This window comes from Bradyrhizobium yuanmingense, assembly GCF_900094575.1.
In the GTDB taxonomy this organism is placed as follows: domain Bacteria; phylum Pseudomonadota; class Alphaproteobacteria; order Rhizobiales; family Xanthobacteraceae; genus Bradyrhizobium; species Bradyrhizobium yuanmingense.
This window is the reverse complement of the sequence record NZ_FMAE01000001.1, coordinates 932,251-955,043: the sequence shown is the minus strand read 5'-3', so window position 1 is coordinate 955,043 and position 22,793 is coordinate 932,251. Positions and strand designations below refer to the sequence as shown.

At 65.7% G+C, this 22,793-nt stretch carries 18 protein-coding genes; 9 read left to right on the top strand and 9 right to left on the bottom strand.

The annotated features are described in order from the left end of the window. Positions 1–26 precede the first annotated feature (26 nt). Both upp and GA0061099_RS04320 read right to left on the bottom strand, forming a co-directional pair. Complete coding sequence (gene upp, locus GA0061099_RS04325; protein ID WP_036027342.1) at positions 27–662, bottom strand: uracil phosphoribosyltransferase; 636 nt, start codon at positions 660–662, stop codon at positions 27–29. Between the two features lie 51 nt (positions 663–713). Beyond that, on the bottom strand, positions 714–1,487 hold the full coding sequence (locus tag GA0061099_RS04320; protein ID WP_050996013.1) for a crotonase/enoyl-CoA hydratase family protein: 774 nt from the start codon (positions 1,485–1,487) through the stop codon (positions 714–716). Positions 1,488–1,573: 86 nt separating this feature from the next. Here GA0061099_RS04320 and GA0061099_RS04315 point away from each other — a divergent pair, with 86 nt between their 5' ends. After that, positions 1,574–2,155, top strand: coding sequence for a TetR/AcrR family transcriptional regulator (locus GA0061099_RS04315; RefSeq protein WP_036027340.1), 582 nt, complete (start codon positions 1,574–1,576; stop codon positions 2,153–2,155). Positions 2,156–2,187: 32 nt separating this feature from the next. On the opposite strand, the gene GA0061099_RS04310 is transcribed toward GA0061099_RS04315, so the two are convergent. Next, positions 2,188–2,379 carry a hypothetical protein gene (locus tag GA0061099_RS04310; protein WP_036027337.1) on the bottom strand — a complete coding sequence of 64 codons (192 nt, stop codon included), beginning with the start codon at positions 2,377–2,379 and terminating at the stop codon, positions 2,188–2,190. A gap of 23 nt (positions 2,380–2,402) precedes the next feature. Then, positions 2,403–2,864 carry a hypothetical protein gene (locus GA0061099_RS04305; protein ID WP_036027350.1) on the bottom strand — a complete coding sequence of 154 codons (462 nt, stop codon included), beginning with the start codon at positions 2,862–2,864 and terminating at the stop codon, positions 2,403–2,405. 510 nt (positions 2,865–3,374) lie between these two features. Here GA0061099_RS04305 and GA0061099_RS04300 point away from each other — a divergent pair. The 6 genes from GA0061099_RS04300 to GA0061099_RS04275 all read left to right on the top strand — a co-directional run bounded on the left by GA0061099_RS04300 (position 3,375) and on the right by GA0061099_RS04275 (position 11,584). Further along, complete coding sequence (locus GA0061099_RS04300; RefSeq protein WP_035698142.1) at positions 3,375–3,464, top strand: K(+)-transporting ATPase subunit F; 90 nt, start codon at positions 3,375–3,377, stop codon at positions 3,462–3,464. A gap of 113 nt (positions 3,465–3,577) precedes the next feature. Then, on the top strand, positions 3,578–5,281 hold the full coding sequence (gene kdpA, locus GA0061099_RS04295) for a potassium-transporting ATPase subunit KdpA (RefSeq protein ID WP_074447549.1): 1,704 nt from the start codon (positions 3,578–3,580) through the stop codon (positions 5,279–5,281). A 23-nt stretch (positions 5,282–5,304) separates the two neighbouring features. Further along, positions 5,305–7,419, top strand: coding sequence for a potassium-transporting ATPase subunit KdpB (gene kdpB, locus GA0061099_RS04290; RefSeq protein ID WP_036027323.1), 2,115 nt, complete (start codon positions 5,305–5,307; stop codon positions 7,417–7,419). 109 nt (positions 7,420–7,528) lie between these two features. Continuing rightward, positions 7,529–8,134, top strand: a complete 606-nt coding sequence (locus GA0061099_RS04285) for a K(+)-transporting ATPase subunit C (protein WP_036027322.1) — start codon at positions 7,529–7,531, stop codon at positions 8,132–8,134. Positions 8,135–8,174: 40 nt separating this feature from the next. After that, positions 8,175–10,898 (top strand): sensor histidine kinase, encoded by a 2,724-nt coding sequence (locus GA0061099_RS04280; protein ID WP_036027321.1) that lies wholly within the window; start codon positions 8,175–8,177, stop codon positions 10,896–10,898. Then, positions 10,895–11,584, top strand: coding sequence for a response regulator transcription factor (locus GA0061099_RS04275; RefSeq protein WP_036027320.1), 690 nt, complete (start codon positions 10,895–10,897; stop codon positions 11,582–11,584). Before GA0061099_RS04280 ends, GA0061099_RS04275 begins: the two co-directional genes overlap by 4 nt. A gap of 120 nt (positions 11,585–11,704) precedes the next feature. Here the strand turns inward: GA0061099_RS04275 and ku are convergent, their stop codons facing one another. Further along, positions 11,705–12,589 (bottom strand): non-homologous end joining protein Ku, encoded by an 885-nt coding sequence (gene ku, locus GA0061099_RS04270; RefSeq protein ID WP_036027319.1) that lies wholly within the window; start codon positions 12,587–12,589, stop codon positions 11,705–11,707. A 118-nt stretch (positions 12,590–12,707) separates the two neighbouring features. Between ku and ligD the strand changes: the two genes are divergently transcribed. After that, a complete protein-coding gene (gene ligD / locus GA0061099_RS04265) occupies positions 12,708–15,383 on the top strand; it encodes a DNA ligase D (RefSeq protein WP_036027318.1) in 2,676 nt (891 codons plus the stop codon). A gap of 130 nt (positions 15,384–15,513) precedes the next feature. On the opposite strand, the gene GA0061099_RS04260 is transcribed toward ligD, so the two are convergent. Then, entirely contained in the window at positions 15,514–15,678 is a 165-nt protein-coding gene (locus tag GA0061099_RS04260; protein WP_009798696.1) for a DUF3309 family protein, read from the bottom strand. A gap of 179 nt (positions 15,679–15,857) precedes the next feature. On the opposite strand from GA0061099_RS04260, the gene GA0061099_RS04255 reads away from it, so the two are divergent. After that, entirely contained in the window at positions 15,858–16,175 is a 318-nt protein-coding gene (locus tag GA0061099_RS04255; protein ID WP_036027316.1) for a polyhydroxyalkanoic acid system family protein, read from the top strand. Positions 16,176–16,177: 2 nt separating this feature from the next. Here the strand turns inward: GA0061099_RS04255 and treY are convergent, their stop codons facing one another. From treY to glgX, 3 genes are read right to left on the bottom strand one after another with little or no spacing between them, the layout of a single operon-like run. Beyond that, positions 16,178–18,964 carry a malto-oligosyltrehalose synthase gene (gene treY, locus GA0061099_RS04250; protein WP_036027312.1) on the bottom strand — a complete coding sequence of 929 codons (2,787 nt, stop codon included), beginning with the start codon at positions 18,962–18,964 and terminating at the stop codon, positions 16,178–16,180. 1 nt (position 18,965) lies between these two features. Next, a complete protein-coding gene (gene treZ, locus GA0061099_RS04245; protein WP_036027309.1) occupies positions 18,966–20,717 on the bottom strand; it encodes a malto-oligosyltrehalose trehalohydrolase in 1,752 nt (583 codons plus the stop codon). Further along, positions 20,714–22,792, bottom strand: coding sequence for a glycogen debranching protein GlgX (gene glgX / locus GA0061099_RS04240; protein WP_036027307.1), 2,079 nt, complete (start codon positions 22,790–22,792; stop codon positions 20,714–20,716). The genes treZ and glgX overlap by 4 nt, the downstream gene beginning before the upstream one ends. Position 22,793: the final 1 nt, after the last annotated feature.

Sequence of the window (22,793 nt, the reverse complement as noted above, 5' to 3'; positions counted from 1 at the left end):
GGACTAACCTGGTCGCGAAAACCTGTCTACTTGGTGCCGAACATCCGGTCGCCGGCATCGCCCAGGCCCGGCACGATATAGCCGTGGTCGTTGAGCCGTTCATCGATGGCGGCGGTCCAGATCGGCACGTCGGGATGCTCGCTCTGGAACTTGGCGATGCCCTCGGGCGCGGCCAGCAGGCAGACGAAGCGGATGTCGCGGGCGCCGCGCGCCTTGAGCAGGGACGCACCGGCGCAGGCCGAGTTGCCGGTCGCCAGCATCGGATCCATCAGGATCACGGTGCGGTCCGACAGATCCTGCGGCGCCTTGAAGTAATATTCCACAGCCTGCAGCGTCTCGGGGTCGCGGTAGAGCCCGATATGGGCGATGCGCGCAGAGGGCATCAGCGCCAGCATGCCGTCGAGGAAGCCAACGCCGGCGCGCAGGATCGGCGCCAGCGTGAGCTTCTTGCCGGCGATCTTCGGCGCCTGCATGGCGGCGATCGGCGTCTCGATCTCGACCAGCTCCAGCGGCAGGTCGCGCGTCACCTCGTAGCCGAGCAGCATCCCGATCTCGTTGAGGATCTCGCGAAAGCTCTTGGTCGAGCGGTCCTTCTCCCGCATCAGGGAGAGCTTGTGCTGGACCAGGGGGTGGGCGACGACGTTGACGCTGCTTGTGCTCATGAAACCGCTCTACACGGTTCCGTGAAACTGCGCCAGATCGGCCAGGTAGTTTTAGGCAAGGCCTTTTTCCGCGGGATGGCGGCCTCGCCCGGGCAGTGCGACCGCGCTGCGCGCTCGGTTGCTTGCCTCATAGGCAGCCATGGTCAGCTCGCGGTCGATCGCCGCGCGCATGGCGTCCATGGCTCCCTGGCGCAGGCGCCGCTTCGCGGTGGCAAGCGACGGCTTATGGATGGCGCGCAGGCCGGTGATGATCGTCTCGATCGTGGTGTCGACCATCTCCGGCGCCACCACGCGGTCGAGGAAGCCGGCTGCCTGCGCCTCCTCGGGCTCGTACATCTCGCCCAGCGTGACAGTACGGCTGAGCCAGGCCGGATGCAGCCGGCTGCGCGCGAGCTCGATGGCAAAGCTGGGCGGCGCGATGCCGATCGCCACCTCGTTCAGCCCCAGGCGATGCGCTCCGCGCGCGCCGAGCCTGACGTCGCAGGCGAGCAGCAGGAACGTGCCCATCGGGTAAGCATGGCCCTCCATCACGCCGATGGTTGGATGCGGAAACGACATCAGCCGCAGCGCGAGCTCGGCGCCGGCCCGGACCATCTCGAGGCTCCTGGCGGCATCGCCCGAGGCGAACACTTTCAAATCGAAGCCCGCGGAAAAGATGCCCGGCCGGCCCGAGCGCAGCACCACGATCTCCGCCTCCGTCTCGGCGCGGTCGAAGGCGGCGCCAATCTCGCCCAGCATCGCGGCCGACATCACGTTGACCTTGCCGTCGTCGAGCCCGATCCGCGCCACGCCGTCGTTCAGTTCATAGGTCACTTTCGCAGGCATCTGCCTCTCCTCGTCAATTGTCATGCCTTGACTGTCGGAGGCTGATGTAGACCAATCAATATAATTTCCGCTCGAGGAGAGGCGCCATGCCGGCCGTGCCGAAGCACCGTCAGCCCATCATCAATGCCGCGGTGACGCTATTCCGCCGCCAGGGATTTGCCCGCACCGGCCTCAACGACATCGTCGACGTCAGCGGAGCGCCGAAGGGGTCGCTCTATCATTACTTTCCGGATGGAAAATCCTCGATCGCGGTGGCGGCGGTGGAGGAGGCGGGCCGCCGCGTCGCGGCGACGGTCGCCGAGCTCGCGGCAGAGTGCGGCTCGACCGGCGAGCTCTTGCGCGCGCACGCCAGACTGCTGGCAGGCTGGATGCAGGGCTCCGGCTTCCGCAACGGCTGCCCGATCACGACCGTGCTGCTCGAGCTGGCGCCGCGCGAGCGCGCCGTGTCGGAGGCCGGTCGCAAGGCCTATGCAGCGCGGCTATCGATCCTGCGCGACAAGCTGGTCGCCGACGGGTTTGCCAGGCCGCGGGCGGAGGCGCTGGCCGTGCTCTGCACGTCGGCGCTTCAGGGCGCGCTGATCCAGGCCCGCGTCGAGCGCAGCGGTCGGCCGATCGAGGTCGCCGCGTCGGAGCTGGCGCGCCTGATCGAGGCGGAGGTGAGGAGCTAGGCCCCGCAAGGTCGTGACATCTGCAATCCCGGTCAGGCGGGGAGATGCCAGATATGGATTGCGGTTCTCAGCGCGATCAGCGCGGTGAGCACGCTGCCTATCGAGAGCATGGCCAACCCATGCAGGGCGATACGCGCCAGTCGAGCTTTGCGCAGCTTCGATCTGCGCATCTGCTGTTCAGCCCTCAGGCGGGGGCGTTCAAAGTCGAGAGTCGGCGTCGGCACTTCTCGTGTCCTTTCCGATGCGTCTAGCGGGAATTGTGGCAGGCGATCGGCTCGTAAAGCGGATCCGGCATGGGGCGGACGGAAGGAACGCTCGGCCGCGATGCTTCGATGGCCAGCGTCTGGACTTCGAGGAACGCCGACAGCAGGGCGAGCGCGAGGTCGGCATGGCGCGCCTCGACCGCGGCATCGAGCCAGTCCGGCAACTCGCGCTCGCGCGACAGCGCGCAATGCCATTCGCCGTCATCGTAGGCGATGCGGCGGACCTGCCACATCGGCAGCTCGAGCTCCAGCAGCGCCAGCGCCGCATCGGCCCAGGCTTCCGCATCGACCAGGCGCATGGCGCGTGCGGTGCGCTTGTCTCCGAGCGAAGGCATGTGCCGGCAGGCGCGACCGATGATGTCGAGCATCAGCGGCCGCGTCATTGCATGTGCCTTGCGCAGCCGCTCGGCGAGCGAGGGGAGATCGCGCGGGTGGAGAGCGGACATGTCAGGCCTCCTGGAATTGGCGTCGGTCAGTCGGCCGGCCTCGCCAAGATGGCGGGAAGCCCATTTGAAAACGAGATGGGGATCGGGCGCGAGATATAGGGATTCCATAAGTGGACGGATCATCTCGGTCGGTGCGCACGCCTCGTCCTTCGAGACGGCGCTGACGCGCCTCCTCAGGATGAGGCTCATCGGCGTCAGTGCCCTTTGAAACTGCAGCCACGCATTCTGTCCTCATCCTGAGGAGCCCGCGCCAAGCGGGCGTCTCGAAGGATGGCCGCGGGAGAAGCTTTTAGATGCGATAGCCCCGCGCCGGGACGGCCGGCCTTTATGAGATTCCTATAACGTTGCCATAGGTCTCATCTCGAAAACCTATGGGCACAGTGGCACCTCAGGTCTCTCCTAAAGGAGTATCGCCATGATGGACCTTTTGATGCTGGCGCTGGGCTTCTTCTTCTTTGCCCTCGCGATCGGCTACACCTATGCCTGCGAACGGCTGTGAGGGAGCGGACCATGATCTTCGATTATGCGCTCGCCGGCGCCGTCTCGTTCGGCCTCCTGATCTATCTCACCTATGCGCTGCTGCGGCCCGAGCGGTTCTGACGCCGTGCTGCTGCTCGCAAAATTGCTGCTGGCCGACGCTGCGCTCGTCGCGGGCCTGCTCGCGCTGCTCCTGCCGCTGTTGCGCCGGACACAATGCCTGAAGGGTTATTGCCATGACTGTGATCGGTTGGTTCCAGATCATTCTCTACTGCGCGATCGTGGTCGCGCTGACCAAGCCGCTCGGCTGGTACATGACGCGCGTGTTTGGCGGCGAGCGCACCTTGCTGTCGCCCGTCCTGCGCCCGATCGAGACCGGCATCTATTGGATCTCCGGCGTCGACGAGAAGCGCGAGCAGCATTGGCTGACCTACACGGTCGCAATGCTGCTGTTCCATGTCGGCGGCTTTCTCATCATCTACGGCCTGATGCGGCTGCAGGCCGTGCTGCCGTTCAACCCGGCCGGCCAATCGGCGGTCGCCGAGGATCTGTCCTTCAACACCGCGATCTCCTTCATCACCAACACCAACTGGCAGAACTACGGCGGCGAGAGCACGCTGTCCTATCTCGTCCAGATGCTCGGCCTGACGCACCAGAATTTCCTGTCGGCCGCCACCGGCATCGCGCTGGCGGTCGCCCTGATCCGCGGCTTCTCCCGCGCCTCGATGCGAACCGTCGGCAATTTCTGGGTCGATGTCACTCGCACCACGCTCTACGTCCTGCTGCCGATCTGCGTCGTCTACACGCTCTTCCTGGTCTCCCAGGGCATCCCGCAGACGCTCGGCGACTACGTCGAGGCGACCACGCTCGAGGGCGCCAGGCAGACCATCGCGGTCGGCCCGGTCGCCTCGCAGGTCGCGATCAAGATGCTGGGTACCAATGGCGGCGGCTTCTTCAACGTCAATGCCGCCCATCCCTTCGAGAACCCGACCGCGCTGTCGAACTTCGTGCAGATGCTGTCGATCTTCGCTCTCGGCGCGGCGCTGACCAACGTGTTCGGCCGCATGGTCGGCAACCAGCGCCAGGGTTGGGCGATCCTGGCCGTGATGGGCGTGCTGTTCGTCGCAGGTGTCGCCGTCACCTATTGGGCGGAGGCGAATGGCACCTCGACGCTCCACGCTCTGGGCCTGACCGGCGGCAACATGGAGGGCAAGGAGGTCCGCTTCGGCATCGTCGCCTCCTCGCTGTTCGCCGTGATCACGACGGCCGCATCCTGCGGCGCGGTCAACGCCATGCATGACAGCTTCACCGCGCTCGGCGGAATGGTCCCGCTGATCAACATGCAGTTAGGGGAGATCATCGTCGGCGGCGTCGGCGCCGGCCTTTACGGGATGCTGCTGTTCGTCGTGCTCTCGATCTTCGTCGCAGGCCTGATGGTTGGCCGCACGCCGGAATATGTCGGCAAGAAGATCGAGGCCCGCGAGGTCAAGATGGCGATGCTCGCGATCCTGGTGCTGCCGCTGATGTATCTCGGCTGGACCGCGGTCGGCGTGGTCTATCCGGCGGCGGTCGCCTCGATGGCGAATGCCGGCCCGCACGGCTTCACCGAGGTGCTCTACGCCTTCACGTCGGCCACCGGGAATAACGGTTCGGCCTTCGCAGGCCTCACCGGCAACACGTTCTTCTACAACCTCACGCTCGCCAGCGCGATGTTCGTCGGCCGCTTCTTCATGATCGTTCCGGCGATGGCGATTGCGGGCTCGCTCGCGGCCAAGAAGTCGGTACCGCCGTCGGCGGGCACCTTCCCGACCACCGGCGGGCTGTTCGTCGGCCTCGTGGTCGGCGTGATCCTGATCATCGGTGGCCTGACCTTCTTCCCGGCGCTCGCACTCGGTCCCATCGTCGAGCATCTCGCGATGAACGCCGGGCAAGTGTTCTGAATCTGGTTGTTGGAGTGACCTCCATGGATACGATGAAACTGCAAAAGCGCCCCCCGATGTCGGCGATGCTCGATCCCAGGATCGTGGTCCCCGCGATCCGGGCCTCCTTCACCAAGCTCGACCCGCGGCTGATGGTGAAGAACCCTGTGATGTTCGTGGTTGAGATCGTGGCCGCGCTCACCACCGTGATCTTCCTCCGCGATGTCGTCACGGGCGGCGCGGGCCTCGGCTTCACCTTCCAGATTATCCTCTGGCTGTGGTTCACTGTGCTGTTCGCCAATCTCGCCGAAGCGGTGGCCGAAGGCCGCGGCAAGGCGCAGGCCGAGACGCTGCGAAAGACCCGCACCGAGAGCCAGGCCAAGCTCCTGAGCGGCGCAGGCCGGGACTACAAGCTGGTATCGGGCACGAGCCTGAAGGTCGGCGATCTCGTGCTGGTCGAGGCTGGCGACACCATTCCTTCCGACGGCGAAGTGATAGAGGGTGTCGCCTCCGTCAACGAGGCCGCCATCACCGGCGAATCCGCGCCCGTGATCCGCGAATCCGGCGGCGACCGTTCGGCGGTAACGGGCGGCACGCAGGTGCTGTCCGACTGGATCCGCGTGCGCATCACGGCAGCGCAGGGCTCGACCTTCATCGACCGCATGATCAAGCTGGTCGAGGGCGCCGAACGGCAGAAGACGCCGAACGAGATCGCGCTCAACATCCTGCTCGCCGGCCTCACCATCATCTTCGTGTTCGCCACCGTGACGATCCCGAGCTACGCCGCCTATGCCGGCGGCTCGATCTCGGTGGTCGTGCTGGTCGCTCTGTTCGTGACGCTGATCCCGACCACGATCGGCGCGCTGTTGTCGGCGATCGGCATCGCCGGCATGGACCGCCTGGTGCGTTTCAACGTGCTGGCGATGTCGGGCCGCGCGGTCGAGGCCGCCGGCGATGTCGACACGCTGCTGCTCGACAAGACCGGCACCATCACGCTCGGCAACCGGCAGGCGACCGCGTTCCGTCCCGTGCGCGGCGTCACCGAGCAGGAGCTGGCGGACGCCGCCCAGCTCGCTTCGCTTGCGGACGAGACGCCGGAAGGCCGCTCCATCGTCGTGCTGGCCAAGGAGAAGTACGGCATCCGCGGCCGCGACATGGCCGAATTGGGCGCGACCTTCGTGCCGTTCACGGCGCAGACCCGCATGAGCGGCGTCGATGCCGGCGGCTCGTCGGTGCGCAAGGGCGCGGTCGATGCCATGCTGAACTATGTCGGCGGCGGCGCGCCGACCGCGGTTGCTTCCGGCAACGCGGCGCGGTCCATGCAGCCTGCCGCACTTTCCGAGCCGGGCCGCGAGATCCAGGCCATTGCCGATGACGTGTCGAAGTCTGGCGGCACGCCGCTGGCGGTCGCCAAGGACGGCAAGCTGTTCGGCATCGTCCAGCTCAAGGACATCGTCAAGGGCGGGATCCGCGAGCGCTTCGCCGAGCTCCGCCGCATGGGTATCCGCACCATCATGATCACCGGCGACAACCCGATGACGGCGGCGGCCATCGCCGCGGAAGCCGGCGTCGACGACTTCCTGGCGCAGGCAACGCCCGAGGACAAGCTCAAGCTGATCCGCGACGAGCAGGCCAAGGGCAAGCTGGTGGCGATGTGCGGCGACGGCACCAACGACGCGCCGGCGCTCGCCCAGGCCGATGTCGGCGTCGCCATGAACACCGGCACGCAGGCCGCCCGCGAGGCCGGCAACATGGTCGACCTCGACTCCAACCCGACCAAGCTGATCGAGGTGGTCGAGATCGGCAAGCAGCTCCTGATGACGCGCGGTGCGCTGACGACATTCTCGATCGCCAACGACGTTGCCAAGTACTTTGCGATCATCCCGGCGATGTTCCTGGCGTTCTACCCCCAGCTCAACGTGCTCAACGTCATGAACCTGTCGAGCCCGCAGAGCGCCATCCTGTCGGCGATCATCTTCAACGCGCTGGTCATCATCGCGCTGATCCCGCTCGCGCTGAAGGGCGTCGCCTATCGCGCGGTCGGTGCCGGCGCGCTGCTCCGCCGCAACCTCCTGATCTACGGGCTCGGCGGCATCGTCATTCCTTTCATCGGCATCAAGGCGATCGACCTCGCGGTGACCGCCTTGCACTTGGCTTGAATTCGTCATTGCGAGGAGCAAAGCGACAAAGCAATCCAGACTGCCTCGGTGGAAAGACCCTGGATTGCTTCGCTTCGCTCGCAATGACGGAAGAAACAGGAGACCCAACATGCTCAGAGAAATCCGCCCCGCCATCGTCCTCTTGCTGGCGCTCACCGCCATCACCGGCCTTGCCTACCCGCTCGCCATGACCGGCATTGCCGGCGCGCTGTTTCCCGTGCAGGCGCAAGGCAGCCTGATCGAGAGAGACGGCAAGGTGATCGGCTCCGCCCTGATCGGACAGGCGTTCAAGGACGACAAATATTTCCACGGCCGCCCCTCGGCGACGCTGGCGCCGGACCCGAACGATTCGACCAAGACGGTGCCCGCGCCCTACAACGCCGCCAATTCGGGCGGCTCCAATCTCGGTCCGACCAGCAGGGCGCTGGCCGACCGGCTGAAGGAAGATGTGGACAAGCTCAGGCGCGAGAATCCGAACGCCTCGGTGCCGGTCGACCTGGTGACGACGTCGGCCAGCGGCCTCGACCCCGACATTTCGCCGGAAGCCGCGCAATTCCAGGTGCCGCGCGTCGCGAAGGCGCGCAATCTGCCGGACGGTCAGGTCAGGCAGCTCGTGGACGCCAACACCGAAGGCCGTCTGCTCGGCTTCCTCGGCGAGCCCAGGGTCAACGTTCTGGCGCTGAACCTCGCGCTCGATCGGATCGCCGCGAAGTAGCCGTCTAGGCTGGCAATGTACGGATGATTATACTGGCAAGATGGTCCGAGAGCGCCGCGATCCCGAACAACGTCCGTCACCGGAGGCCCTGCTGGAAGCGGCGCGCCGGGAGGAGGGTGCGAGCGGCAGGCTGAAGATCTTCGTCGGCGCCGCTCCCGGCGTCGGCAAGACCTACGAGATGCTGCAAAGCGCCCAGGCCAAGCGCAAGGCCGGCATCGATGTCGTGGTCGGTTTCGTCGAGACCCATGGCCGTGCCGAGACCGAGGCGCTGGTGCGCGGCCTCGAAGTGGTCCCGCGCAAGAGGCTGGACTACCGCGGCCAGATCGTCGAGGAGATGGATCTCGATGCGGTGATTGCGCGTCGGCCGCAGATTGCGCTGGTCGATGAACTTGCCCACACCAATGCGGCAGGCAGCCGCCATCCCAAGCGCTACATGGACGTCGAGGAGCTGCTCTCCCAGGGCATCGACGTCTACACCGCCGTCAACATCCAGCACATCGAAAGCCTGAACGACGTCGTCGCCCAGATCACCCATGTCCGCGTGCGCGAGACCGTGCCGGATTCGGTGTTCGACCGCGCCGACGCGATCGAGTTGATCGACCTCACGCCAGACGACCTGATCCAGCGCCTGAAGGAGGGCAAGGTCTATGTGCCCAAGCAGGCCGAGCGGGCGCTGGAGCATTATTTCTCGCCGGGCAACCTGACTGCGCTCCGCGAGCTCGCTTTGCGCCGCACCGCCGAGCGGGTCGACGAGCAGCTGCTCAACCACATGCAGGCCAATGCGATTCCCGGGCCCTGGGCCGCGGGTGAGCGCATCCTGGTCTGCGTCAGCGAGGACCCGCGCGCGGCCGGCCTCGTGCGCTACACCAAGCGGCTGGCCGACCGGCTGCATGCGCCGTTCACCGCGATTTCGATCGAGACGCGGCGATCGCTGCACTTGTCCGACGAGGAGCGGGATCGGCTGGCCGACACGCTGCGGCTCGCGGAAGCGCTCGGCGGCGAGGCGCTGACCATTCCCGCCGTCGGCCGCCGCATCGCCGACGACGTCATCAATTTCGCGCAAAGCAACAACGTCACCCAGATCGTGATCGGCAAGTCGACGCGCTCGCGCTGGTTCGAGATGACGCGCGGCTCGGTCGTGCACGACCTGGTACGGCGTGCGGGCAATATCAGCGTTCACGTCATTCCCGGCAACGAGCTTTCCGGAGAGGCCGCGCCCAAGATGGCGGTGCAGACCGCCGCACGATCCGAGCCGTTCGATCCTTTGCCTTTTCTCAAGGCGCTTGGGATCGTGCTTGTGGGTCTCGGCGCTGCCAAGCTGATCCAGCCCTATTTCGGCATCGAGAACGTCGATCTCGTGCTGCTGACCTCGGTCGTCGCGGTTGCCGTGCGCTACGGCCTGTGGCCCTCGCTGCTGGCCACGGTGGCGGCTTCGCTCTGCTACAATTTCTTCTTCATCCCGCCGATCTACACCTTCACGATCACCGACCCGACCAATGTCGCCGCTTTCGTGCTGTTCATGGTGGTGGCGATGATCGTCTCCAATGTCGCGGCGCGCGTGCGCATCCAGGCCGACACCGCGATCGGCCGGATCAGGATGACCGAGCAGCTCTATGCCTTCAGCCGCAAGCTCGCCGGTACTGCCACGCTGGACGACGTCTTGTGGGCCAGTGCCTACCAGACCGCATTGATGCTGAAGGTCCGCGTGGTGCTGCTGTTGCCGGATGAAGGCCTGCTGACGGTGAAATCAGGCTATCCGCCCGAGGACGAGCTTGACCAGGCCGATCTTGCCGCCGCCAACTGGGCCTGGAGCAACGATCGTCCCGCCGGTCGCGGCTCGGATACCTTGCCGGGCGCCAAGCGGCTGTTTCTGCCGATGCGCACCGGGCGGGGCCCGATCGGTGTGATCGGCATCGACAACGATCGTACCGGCCCGCTGCTGACGCCGGACCAGCGGCGGCTGCTCGATGCGCTGGTCGACCAGGGCGCGCTCGCGATCGAGCGTGTGCTGCTGGTCGAGGACATGGACCGCGTCAAGCGCACCGTCGAATCCGAGCGGCTGCGCTCGGCGCTGTTGACCTCGATCTCGCACGATCTGAAGACGCCGCTCGCCTCGGTGTTAGGGGCGGCCTCCACCATGCGCGATCTCGCCGGCGCGCTCTCGGACACCGAGAAGCGCGATTTGCTCGCCACCGTGATCGACGAATCCGAGCGGCTCAACCGCTTCATCGCCAATCTGCTCGACATGACCAAGCTCGAATCCGGCGCCATCGTGCCCAACACAGCGCTGCACGATCTCAGCGAGATCGTCGGCAGCGCGCTCCGGCGCGCCAGCAAGATCCTCAGCCGCCACAAGGTCGAGCTGGTGCTGGCCGCCGATCTGCCGATGCTCCAGCTCGACGCCGTGCTGTTCGAGCAGGTGCTGTTCAACCTGCTTGACAATGCCGCGAAATACGCGCCCCCCGAAACCACGATCTCGATCCGCGGCCGGCGCGACAGCGCTCATGTCGTGCTCGAGGTCGCCGACGAGGGCGCCGGCATTCCACCGGACGAGCTCGAGAGCGTGTTCGACAAGTTCTATCGCGTGCAGAAGGGCGATCACGTCCGTCCCGGCACCGGGCTCGGGCTTGCCATCTCGCGCGGCTTCGTCGAGGCGATGCGCGGCACGATCTCCGCCGCCAATCGCAGCGAGCGGAGCGGCGCGGTCCTCACCATTCGCCTGCCGGTTCCGGCAGAGAGCCACGCATTGGATACCGCCGCATGAGCGCTGCTCCGATCAAGGTCCTGGTCATCGACGACGAGCCGCCGATCCGCAAATTGCTGCGAATGGGGCTGACGACCCAGGGCTACGAAATCCTGGAAGCGCCGAACGGCAAGACGGCGCTGGAGAAACTTGGCGAGGAGCCGGCGCTGATCATCCTGGATCTCGGCCTGCCCGACGTTCAGGGCCATGAGCTGCTCCGCACCATCCGCGCCCGCAACGACGGCGTGCCGATCGTGGTGCTGTCGAGCCGCGGCGACGAAGCCGGCAAGGTCCAGGCGCTCGATCTCGGCGCCGACGATTATCTCACCAAGCCGTTCGGCATGGAGGAGCTGCTGGCGCGCCTGCGCGCCGCGCTGCGCCACCAGCTTCAGGTCAAGGGCGAGCGTCCGGTGTTCCGCACCGGCGATCTCTCGGTCGATCTCGTTCGTCGCATCGTCAAGGTCGGGGATCGCGAGGTGAAGCTCTCGCCGAAGGAATACGATCTGTTGCGGGTGCTGGTGCAGCACGCCGGCAAGGTGCTCACCCACCGCTTCCTGCTGAAGGAGCTGTGGGACGAATTGACCGACGCGCAATATCTGCGCGTCTATGTCCGCCAGCTTCGCCAGAAGATCGAAGCCGATCCGGAGCAGCCGCAATACGTGCTGACGGAGACGGGGATCGGGTATCGGCTGAAGGCGGGGGAATAGACCCCGGCTGTCATTCCGGGACGCGCCCGTTGGCGCGGGCCCGGAATCCATTTCTCTGCCCGTCGCGCTTGGCACGATGGATTCCGGGCTCGATGCTTCGCATCGCCCCGGAATGACGAACTAACCCGCCTTCCTGTGCCTTGCCGTCGACCGGTGCGCCTTCTTCGCGCTGCGGTGCCGTCCGGTCGCGCGCCGCGCGTGCGACTTCGCCGCCGACTTCTTCCCGCCGCGTCCCTTCAGGCTCTGCTTCAGAGCGTCCATCAGGCTGACGACGTTGCTCGGCCGTTCCTCGGGCTCGGGCAGCTCGATCTTCTTGCCGCTGGCCTTGCGCTTCACCAGGGCCTTCAACGCGTCCTCGTATTCGTCCTTGAACTTGCTGGGATCGAAATGCGCCGCCTTGGTCTGCAGGATGTGGCCGGCGAGCTCGACCATGTCCTTGGTGATCTTCGGGCTCTTGATGTCGTCGAAGAACTGGTCCTCCTCGCGCAGCTCGTAAGGGAAGCGCAGCGTGGTGCCGAGCAGGCCCTTGCCGCGCGGCTCGATCGCCATGACGTGCTCGCGATTGGTCAGAACGATCTTAGCGAGCGCCACGCGCTCCTGGTCCTTCATGGCGTCGCGGATCACCGCGAAGGCGTCGACCGCGGCCTTGCCGTCGGGGGCGATGTAGTAGGGGTGGTTGAGGAAGCGCTGGTCGATCTCCTCGCGCGGCACGAAGCTCTCGATGTCGATGGTGTGATTGCTCTCGATCTGGACTGCCTCGAGCTCCTCCGGTTCGATCTCGACGTATTTGCCCTTGCGCACTTCGTAGCCGCGGCCCTTCTGGTCGCTCTCGACGACGTCGCCGGTCTCGGAATCGATCATCTGCTGCTTGAGCCGGTTCCCGGTCTCGCGGTTGATCAGGTGAAACCGCGTCTTCTCGGCCGCGGTGGTCGCCGGATAGAGCACGACCGGGCAACTGACCAGCGACAGCTTCAACGTTCCCTTCCAGTAGGCGCGCGGGGCCATTCCATTCTCCAGCGTTTTCAAGGCGTTTTGGAACCCCAACCGTCCCATCGGGTTTTGGTTCCGGGCGGGACTTTCGCCGTGATAGGCTTCAAGTGCCGAACGAGAAGCGGGACTGGACGTGCTGCAGAAACTCTCCACCTACCGACAGAAGCGGGACTTCGAGAAGACGCCGGAGCCTTCGGGCAAGACCGCCGTGGCGCCATCGAAACAGCGGCGCTTCGTCATCCAGAAGCATGATGCGACCCGGCTGCACTACGACCTCCGGCTCGAATTCGACGGCGTGTTCAAGTCCTGGGCGGTGACGAAGGGGCCTTCGCTTGATCCCCACGACAAGCGGCTGGCCGTCGAAGTCGAGGACCATCCGCTCGATTACGGCGATTTCGAAGGCACGATTCCGGAAGGCCAGTACGGCGGCGGCACCGTGATGTTGTGGGACCGCGGCACCTGGGAATCGGACGATCCGGAAGCCGGCTTCAAGAAAGGCGACCTGAAGTTCACGCTCCATGGCGACAAGCTGCAGGGAAGCTGGGTCTTGGTGCGGATGCGCAACCGCGGCGGCGAGAAGCGGACCAACTGGCTCTTGATCAAGCATCGTGACGAGTATGTCCGCGAAGGCGCGGACAACGATATTCTCGAGCAGGACAAGTCCGTCGCCTCGGGCCGGGCGATGGAACAGATCGCGGAGGGAAAGGGCCGCGCGCCGAAGCCGTTCATGCTGGCGAAGGGGACCAAGGGCAAGGCCGACGCGGTCTGGCAGTCCAACCGCGCGGAAGAGACGAAAGGGCGGACGGTGAAGCCGTCGCCGCGCACCGCGTTGAAGGGCGGCAAAGCGGCGAAGAAAACTGCCGCGACCGCGACGAGGGCTAAGACGGTGTCTGAGATGCCGGATTTCGTTGCGCCGCAGCTCTGCACGCTGGTCGAGCGGCCGCCCGGAGACGAGGGCTGGTGCCACGAAATCAAATTCGACGGCTATCGCGTCCAGCTCCGGGTCGAGGACGGCGAGGCGGCGCTGAAGACGCGCAAGGGTCTCGACTGGACCAGCAAGTTCGCCTCCATCGCCGAGGAAGCCGCCGCGCTGCCGGACGTGATGATCGACGGCGAGATCGTCGCGCTCGACCATAACGGCGCGCCGAACTTCTCCTCGCTGCAAGCTGCGCTGTCCGATGGCAAGACCGACGACCTGATCTTCTTCGCCTTCGATCTGCTCTTCGCGGAAGGGCAGGACTACCGTCGGCTGCCGCTTGGGGAGCGCAAGGCGCAGCTCAAGAAGCTGCTGGAAGCGCGCAAGCGGAAATCGACTCAGATCCGCTATGTCGAGCATTTCGAGAGCGGCGGCGATGCGGTGCTGCAATCGGCCTGCAAGCTCGAGCTCGAAGGGGTGGTGTCGAAGAAGCTGAACGCGCCGTATCGTTCCGGGCGCACCGAGAGCTGGGTCAAGTCGAAATGCCGCGCCGGCCACGAGGTGGTGATCGGCGGCTACAAGACCACCAACGGCAAATTCCGCTCGCTGATGGCAGGCGTGCAGCGCGGCGATCATCTCGCCTTCGTCGGCATGGTCGGTACCGGCTTTGGCGCTGATAAAGTCAAGCGCATCATGCCGGCGCTGAAGGCGATTGAGAGCAAGGAAAGCCCGTTCGGCGGCAAGAACGCGCCGAAGAAGACGCGGGACGTGCATTGGCTGAAGCCGGAGCTCGTCGCCGAAATCGAGTTCGCGGGCTTCACGGCCGACGGCAATATTCGCCAGGCGGCCTTCAAGGGCTTGCGGCAGGACAAGGCGGCGGATGAGGTCGAGGCCGAGACGCCCGTCGACACCGAGCTCGCCGAGCCCCGGGCCAGGAAGACGGCGCGCACCAAGGCGGGCGGGCGCTCGAAGCAGGCCGCTCAAAATGCCGAGGTCATGGGTGTCGTCATCTCCAAGCCGGACAAGGAGCTCTGGCCGGATGACGGCGATGGTGGCGCCGTCACCAAGCTGGACCTTGCCCGCTACCTCGAAGCTGTCGGCGAATGGTTGATCGTGCATCTCAAGGGCCGGCCGTGCTCGCTGATCCGCGCGCCCGACGGCATCAAGGGCGAATGCTTCTTTCAGCGCCATGCGATGCAGGGAACGTCGAACCTTCTGGAGCTCGCGCGGGTCTCCGGCGACCGCAAGCCGTATCTTCAGATCGACCGGATCGAGGGGCTCGCCGCGGTGGCGCAGATCGGCGGCGTCGAGCTGCATCCCTGGAATTGCGCGCCCTATGCCTATGACACCCCGGGCCGCCTGGTGTTCGATCTCGATCCCGCCCCTGACGTGGACTTTCCCGACGTTGTCGAGGCGGCCAAGGAGATGCGGCAGCGGCTCGCTGATATCGGCATGGAGAGCTTCTGCAAGACCACCGGCGGCAAGGGCCTTCACGTCGTGGTGCCGCTGCTCCATGGCGCGCGCGACAAGGTGAGCTGGAAGGAGGCCAAGGCGTTTGCCCAAGGCGTCTGCCAGTGGATGGCGGACGACGATTCCGAGCGCTATCTGCTCAACATGTCGAAGAAGCTGCGCAAGGGAAAGATCTTCCTGGATTATCTGCGCAACGACCGCATGTCGACGGCGGTGGCCCCGTTGTCGCCCCGAGCGCGCGCCGGGGCCACGGTCTCGATGCCGGTGACCTGGGCGCAGGTGAAGAGCGACCTCGATCCCAAGCGCTATACGCTGCGCACCGTGCCGGCCCTGCTGGCGCGATCGAAGGCATGGGAGGGGTATGAGGATGCAGCCGTGTCGATCAAGGCCGCGATGAAGAAGCTGGCGGGGAAGGTGAAGTAGGTCTGCCGCTGTTGCGGGGAAGGCGGGTGTCGTAGGGTGGGCAAAGCGGAGCGTGCCCACCACCTTGTTTCGTTCGAGCGAAGTGGTGGGCTCGGCGCGTTGCGCCTTAGCCCACCCTACGGAGCCAGTACTAGATCCTTCCCATCAGGATCAGGATCAGCAGAATGACGATGACAAGCCCGAGGCCGCCGCCGCCGTAATAGCCGGTGCCATAGAACGGCCCGCCGCCGATGCCGCTGAAGCCGCCGAGCAGGGCGATGATCAAGATGATCAGAATGATCGTGCCGATTGACATGCGAATCTCCTCCAGCCCTTCGTAAGAAGGGTCATTGCAACCTGTCCCGTTGTGCGGGAGCAACTTGCCGCAGGTTGTAAAGTTCCGGCTTTGAAACACGGCCGGGGGATCAACTTGCATGGAACCTTTGTTGGTGGACGCGACATGACTATGTGACGTCAGTCAGAAAGGCAGGACCCATGTCAGCACCGCTCGTCGTCTCGATTCCGCATCGTCTCGGCCGTGAGGAGGCGGTGCGCCGGCTCAAGACGGGGCTTGGCCGCGCCGCGGCGAGCATTCCCGTGATGCAGGTCGAGGAGGAAAGCTGGAGCGGCGACACTCTGGCCTTCCGCGTCCGCGCGCTCGGCCAGGTCGCGACGGGGCAGGTCCATGTCGGCGACGATCAGGTCCGGGTCGAGGTGGTGCTGCCCTGGCTGTTGCAGCGCTTTGCCGAGATGGCGCAGGCGACGATCAGGAAGCGCGGCCAATTGCTGCTGACCAAAGACGGGGGAAAGTGACTTCAGGCGCGCACGCGCTGCCGCGCCGCCCTGACGGCATTCGCCGTTCGGCCTGCGACGACGAAGGCAGGACAATCGCGGAAGGCCTGCGCGAGCGGCAAGTCGTTGCCGGCAAGGCCGGGCACGACATAGCCCGTGGTGTCGATAGTGGCGTCAATAGCTTCCGGTGCGGGCCATTCCCGGCCTGCTTGGGTGAACGGCGCGAACTGACGCCCGACCACGACGATCGCGGCGGCGCGGCCATGACGACGCGCGAAGGCGATGACATGATCGGCATGGGCGCCCCGTACTTCCAGCGGCTGGTAGTCGCCCTGCGCGAAGACGTCGGCAAGCTCGTTGCGCAGCTTGAGCAGATGCCGCGTCCAGGCCAGCTTGAGGCTGCCGTCCGGCCAGCTCTTGATCAGGCCGCTCCAGTCCAGCGCTTCCAGTGATGGCAGCGCCGCGTGGCGCGCGGCGAAGTCGACCGGGCGGCGGTTGTCGGGATCGACCAGCGACAGGTCCCAGAATTCGGTGCCTTGATAGAAGTCCGGCACGCCCGGAAGCGTCGCCTTGAGCGTGAGCTGGCTCAGCGAGTTCAACGTGCCGAGCAGCGCGACGCGGCGCGCCAGCGTCTGCAAGGCCTGAAGGAATTCCGCGGACTGGTCGGGGTCGAGGATCTTCGCGATGAAATCGCGGATCCCGTTCTCATACGCTTCATGAGGGTTGAGCCAGCTCGTCTCCTCCTTGCCCTCGCGCGCGGCCTTGAGGGCATAGGCCTGGATGCGCTCGATGAAGGCGGCATCGGCCGGCGCTTGAAGCGGCCAGGCGCCGAGCAGGGTCTGGTAGAGCATGTATTCAAACGTTGCCGACGGCGCGCGGAAATTGCCGTGCAGCGTGAGGTGCGGCGCGTTCAGCACCTTCCAGCGCGCCACTGCGCTGGTCCATTCACCGGGAATCTCGCTGAGCGATGCGATGCGCGTGCGCGCATCCTCACCACGCTTGGTGTCGTGGGTGGCGGTTGCCGTCATGCCTTGCGGCCATTCCCTGGCGCGGGCCTGCATGGCCTGGTGGAAGGCGGGAATGCTGAGGCCGGTGCTGGCGGGGTCGCCGCCGACCTCGTTCAGCGCCAGCAGCCGGTGGAATTGATAGAACGCGGTGTCCTCCAGCGACTTTGCCATCATCGGGCCGGTGAATTGCTGCACCTTCAGCGCGAAGCGGCGCACGCGCGGGGCGCTGTGCGGCGGGCGGCCCGGCTTGAGCAGGTCCATGGTCAAGGCATCGCGCAGGAAGTCGAAGATGCCTTCGTCGGCGGCGAACCAGTCGCGGCGGGCGCGCGCGATGGTGTCGTCGATCAGCTTGCGGTCCGCTGCGGTCGGGCCACTATGCGTCAGGTAGGTACGATAGACCGGGAAATGCAGCACATAGAGCTCGAGCGCCTGCCGCAGGCTGTCGGCCGAGAAGTCACGCGTCGAATAATGGCCGTTGGCGATGCGCGCGAGCAGGCGCGTCAGCACGGTGAACTCGCTGGTGAGCAGCGTCTCCAGCACCCGCCGCTTGGCGTCCTTGACGTAAGGCACAAGCCGCGGCGGCCGGTTGCTGATCTGCCGCCAGGTCTCGTCCAGCGCCTCCAGTCCCCTGGGATCGACCAGCACGTGGGTGATGACATTCATCCATTCATAGCCCGTGGTGCCCTGGACGCCGGCGAAATGCGGCAGGCGCTCGTGCTCGCATAGGATCTTTTCGATCACGGTGTAGAAGGGCTTTGCGTTGCCCTGCGCGTCGCGCACCAGGCGGCGCAATCGCTGGCAATACTGGGCCGGGTCACGCAGGCCGTCGATGTGATCGAGCCGGATTCCCTGCAATTTGCCGTCGGCGATGAGCTGCTTCACCAGCCGGTGCGTAGCGGCAAACGTGCTCGCGTCCTCGACGCGCAGGCCGGCGAGGCCGTTGACGTCGAAGAAGCGGCGATAATTGATGTCGCTGGACGCAAGCCGCCAATGCCCGAGCTTGTAGTGCTGGCGCTCCAGGAGATGATGCAGCGTCAGCGTCTGTGCCGGGCGGTCCTTGCCGGCGCGATAGGCGGCAAGGCCGCGCTTGATGATGTCGGCGGCGCCTGCGATCTCCTTGAGCTCGGACTTGAAGCCGGGAGCTTCCTTGCGATTGGGGCGCCGCAGCCCCGAGTAGCGGGTCGCGAGCGACAGCAGGTGCTTGCCGGGCTCCGTTTCCGCCGTGTCCGCCTCCTTGACGACGATCCGCAGCATCTCGCCATAGCGCTCCGGCGCGATCGGTAAGCGGTGCTCGAAATACCAGGCGGAAAAAGTCCCTTCGTCCGGGTCGTAGCGCAGCTCGATATCGCCGCGCTCCAGCGCCTCGCCGTAGGACGAGCCGAGGATCGGCAGCAGCACGCCGCCGCGAGCGCGGTAGGCCAGCTGGTCCCAGTCGATGTCGAAGGACGCCGCGTGCGGCGAGGCCTGGCCCCATTCCAGCACGTCGAGCCACCACGGATTGTCGGCAAAATGCACGCCGACATGGTTGGGAACGAAATCGATGATCAGCCCGAGATCGTGGTGCTGAAGCGCCTGGCTCAGCCGCGTAAAGCCGGCCTCGCCGCCGAGCTCGGGATTGAACTGGCCGTGATCGACCGTGTCGTAGCCATGGGTCGAGCCTTTGCGGGCCTTCATCACCGGCGAGGCGTAAAGATGCGTGATGCCCAGCGCCTTGAGATACGGAACGACCGCGGCGGCCTCGTCGAAATCGAAATCCGCGGTGAGCTGGAGCCGGTAGGTCGCGAGCGGAATGGCGGGAGGCATTCTAACCTCCGAGGCGCCAGACCACCGACCAGGGCGTGAGCCGCTCGCCGGCGCCGCCGCCCCAGATCGGCGTGCCCGCGCTGACGCTGGAGGTGATCTCGTGATCCGACAGATTGGCGACAAGACGCAACGTGGTGCCGTCGCCCATGCGCCAATGTGCGGTGACGATGCCGTTGTCGGCCGCCTCGGCATCACCGAAGCTTGCGCCCTTCAGCCGCGGCACGATCTGCTTGCGACGGACGCCGAGCAACTCACGCACCAGCGCGAGCCGCGCATCCTGTTGCGGCGTGCGGCCGGTCCAGTCGAGCACGGCCGATTGCAGCGTTGCCGGATCGAGCGGATCGGGCACCTCCTCGCCGTATTTCTCGTAAGCCCAGGCATATTCGCGCTTGCGTCCCTTGCGCACGGCATCGGCGAGTTCGCCCTGGAAATCGCAAAAGAACGGGAAGGGGGCCGTCGAGGCCCATTCCTCGCCCTGAAACAGCATCGGCACCATCGGCGCGAGCAGGGTGACCGCGAGCGCGGCCTCGATCTGCTGTGGCGATGCCAGGCTTTCCAGCCGCTCGCCCAGCGGGCGATTGCCGATCTGGTCGTGGTTCTGCAGGAAATTGACGAAGGTCGCCGGCGGCAGCTGGCCGCTCGGCTCGCCGCGCGGCTTCTTGCCCCAGAATTCCGAGATCTCGCCCTGATAGACGAAGCCGGAGGCGAGCGCGCGCGCCAGATCCATGCGCGGCGTCTGGTAATCGCCATAGTAGCCGGCATGCTCGCCGGTCAGCATCACGTGCCAGACGTGATGATAGTCGTCGTTCCACTGCCCGCGATATTTGCCGTTCGGCGGATCCTGCGCGGCATCGAGCAGGCTGGCGCGGTTGTCGCCGTTCTCCAGCACGAGATGGATGTGACGTCCCGTGGCCTTGGCGAGCTCGCCGGTGGCAACGCTGAGGTCTTGCAGCATGGACTGCTCGCCCGGGACAGCCATGATGTGGTTGGCGGCGTCGAGCCTGAGGCCGTCGAAGCGGTAGTCGCCGAGCCAGGACAGCGCGTTCTCCACGGCGAAGGCTCGCACCTGCGGCACGCGATAATCGATCGCGCTGCCCCACGGCGTGTGCGCATCGGTGAAGAAGGTCGGCGCATAGCGGCCGAGGTAGTTTCCTTCCGGACCGAAATGATTGTAGACGACGTCGAGGAACACCATCAGCCCGCGCAGATGCGCCTCGTCGATCAGCGTCTTCAGGTCTTCGGGCCGGCCATAGGCGCTGTCCGGCGCGTACCACAGCACGCCGTCATAGCCCCAGCCGCGGCGGCCTGCGAAATCGGCGAGCGGCATCAATTCCAGCGCATTGATGCCGGTCGCGGCGAGGTGATCGAGCTTGTCGATCATGGCGCGGTAGGTGCCGTCCTGTGTGAAGGTGCCGACATGGGTTTCGATCAGCACCGTCTCTTCCCAGGGACGGCCGCGCCAATCGCGTGCGCGCCAGACGAAGGCATCGTGATCGATCACCTCGCTCGGGCCGAACACGTCGTCGGGCTGGAAGGCCGAAGCGGGATCCGGCACGTCGATGTCGTCGTCGATCCTGAACTTGTACTTGCTGCCAGATGACAAGCCGGCGATCTCGGCGACGAACCAGCCATCCTGCCGGCGCTGCATCGCGTGCCTGCGGTCGAGCAGGAGATCGACGCGGCGCGCGGCCGGCGCCCACAGCCGGAACGACACGCCGTCCTTGGTCGGCCTCGCCCCGAAGGATGGCCTCATAGTGCGCCTGCGAAGGCGAGCACGGAGCGCGGCGGCGCCTTGCTGTCGCTCCCGGGCAGGAAGTCGATCGTATTCAGCTTGGCATCGGTCGTGTTCAGCAGCTGCTGCCAGCTCTTGTATTCGGTCATTTTGGGCAATTTGAATGCGATCTCTTCGGGAGCGGCGTTCAGTACGATAAAGATCGCAGCGCCGCCCGGTTCCATCGGGCCCATCACATAGGAGAGAAACCGCCCATCCGGGAATGTCCAGTCACTCTCCGTCATCTCGTTGCCGGCGGGCGTCAGCCACAATGCGCCGTAGGAGACGCCGTCCTTGGGGCGGCCGTCGAGCCAGCGATGGCTGCGCAACTGTGAGAAACGGCGGCGGATGTCGGCGAGCTGGGCGACGAAGTCGATCATGTCGTCGCCGTCCTTGCCGAGATTGTCCCAGCCGACCCAGCCGACCTCGTTGTCCTGGCAATAGGCGTTGTTGTTGCCGGATTGCGAGTTGCCGACCTCGTCGCCGGCGAGGATCAGCGGAACGCCCTGGGCCAGCATCAGGCAGGCCAGCACGTTCTTGCGCAGCTGGCGGCGCAGGCTGATGATGCCAGGATCGTCGGTCGGGCCCTCGACGCCGCAATTGTTGCTGTGATTGTCGTTGGAGCCGTCGCGATTGTCCTCGCCGTTGGCCTCGTTGTGCTTCTCGTTGTAGCTGAAGAGGTCGGCGAGCGTGAAGCCGTCGTGGACGGTGATGTGATTGATGCTGGCGCGCGGCCGCCTTCCGTCGTGGTTGAACAGATCGGACGATGCGGTCATGCGGCTCGAGATGTCGCCGATCAGGCTGCCTTCACCGCTCCAGTAGCGGCGCATGGCGCTGCGATAGCGGTCGTTCCATTCCGACCATTGCGAGGGAAAGGCTCCGACCTGGTAGCCGCCGAGGCCGAGGTCCCACGGCTCGGCGACGAGCTTGACCGTCGCCAGCACCGGGTCCTGCCGTACCGCGGTCAGGAACGAGCTGCCGCGATCGAAACCGTTCGGCCCGCGCGCCAGCGTGGTGGCGAGGTCGAAGCGGAAGCCGTCGACATGGCAGACCTCGACCCAGTAGCGCAAGGAATCCATCACCATCTGCAGCACGCGGGGATGGGCGAGGTTCACCGACGAGCCGCAGCCGGTGAAGTCGTCGTAATAGCGCGGGTTCTCGCGGTTCAGCCAATAATAGGAGGCGTTGTCGATGCCGCGATAGCACAGCGTCGGACCGAGATGATTTCCCTCGGCGGTGTGGTTGTAGACGACGTCGAGCATCACCTCGATGCCGGCATCGTGCAGCCGCGCCACCGTGGTGCGGAAGGAATCGAGCGCGTTGTCCTGGGCGTAGCGTGGCTCGGGCGCAAAGAACGACAGCGTGTTGTAGCCCCAGTAATTGGCGAGCTTCTTTTCCACCAGGATGCGGTCGTCGACGAAGCTGTGCACCGGCAGAAGCTCGACCGTGGTGACGCCGAGCTTCTTCAGGTGCTCGATCATTGCCGGTGAAGACAAGCCGCCATAGGTGCCGCGCAGATTCGGCGGCACGTCCTCGCGCTTCTGGGTCAGGCCCTTGACGTGGGCCTCGTAGATGATCGTGTCTTCCCAGGGAATATTCGGCCGGATCTCGCGGCGGCCCCAGTTGAAGGTCTCGTCGACCACGACGGCCTTGGGCATGCCGCGCGCATTGTCGCGCCGGTCGAACGACAGGTCCTCGCGCGGGCTTCCGGTGCGGTAGGCGAAATGCGCATCGCTCCAGACCAGGCGCCCGGCAAGCCGCTTGGCGTAGGGGTCGAGCAGCAGCTTGTTGGCGTTGAAGCGATGGCCGTGCTCGGGCTCGTAGGGGCCGTGCACGCGAAAGCCGTAGAGCTGGCCCGGCGCGACGTCGTTGAGATAGCCGTGCCAGACATCCTCCGTCTTCTCGGGCAGCTCGATGCGCTCGAGCTCGCGGCGGCCTTGGGTGTCGAACAGGCAGAGCTCGACCTTCTGCGCGTTGGCGGAGAACAGCGCGAAATTGGTACCGCGTCCGTCCCAGCTTGCGCCGAGCCGTGCGGGCGATCCGGCAGTCAGGCGCATC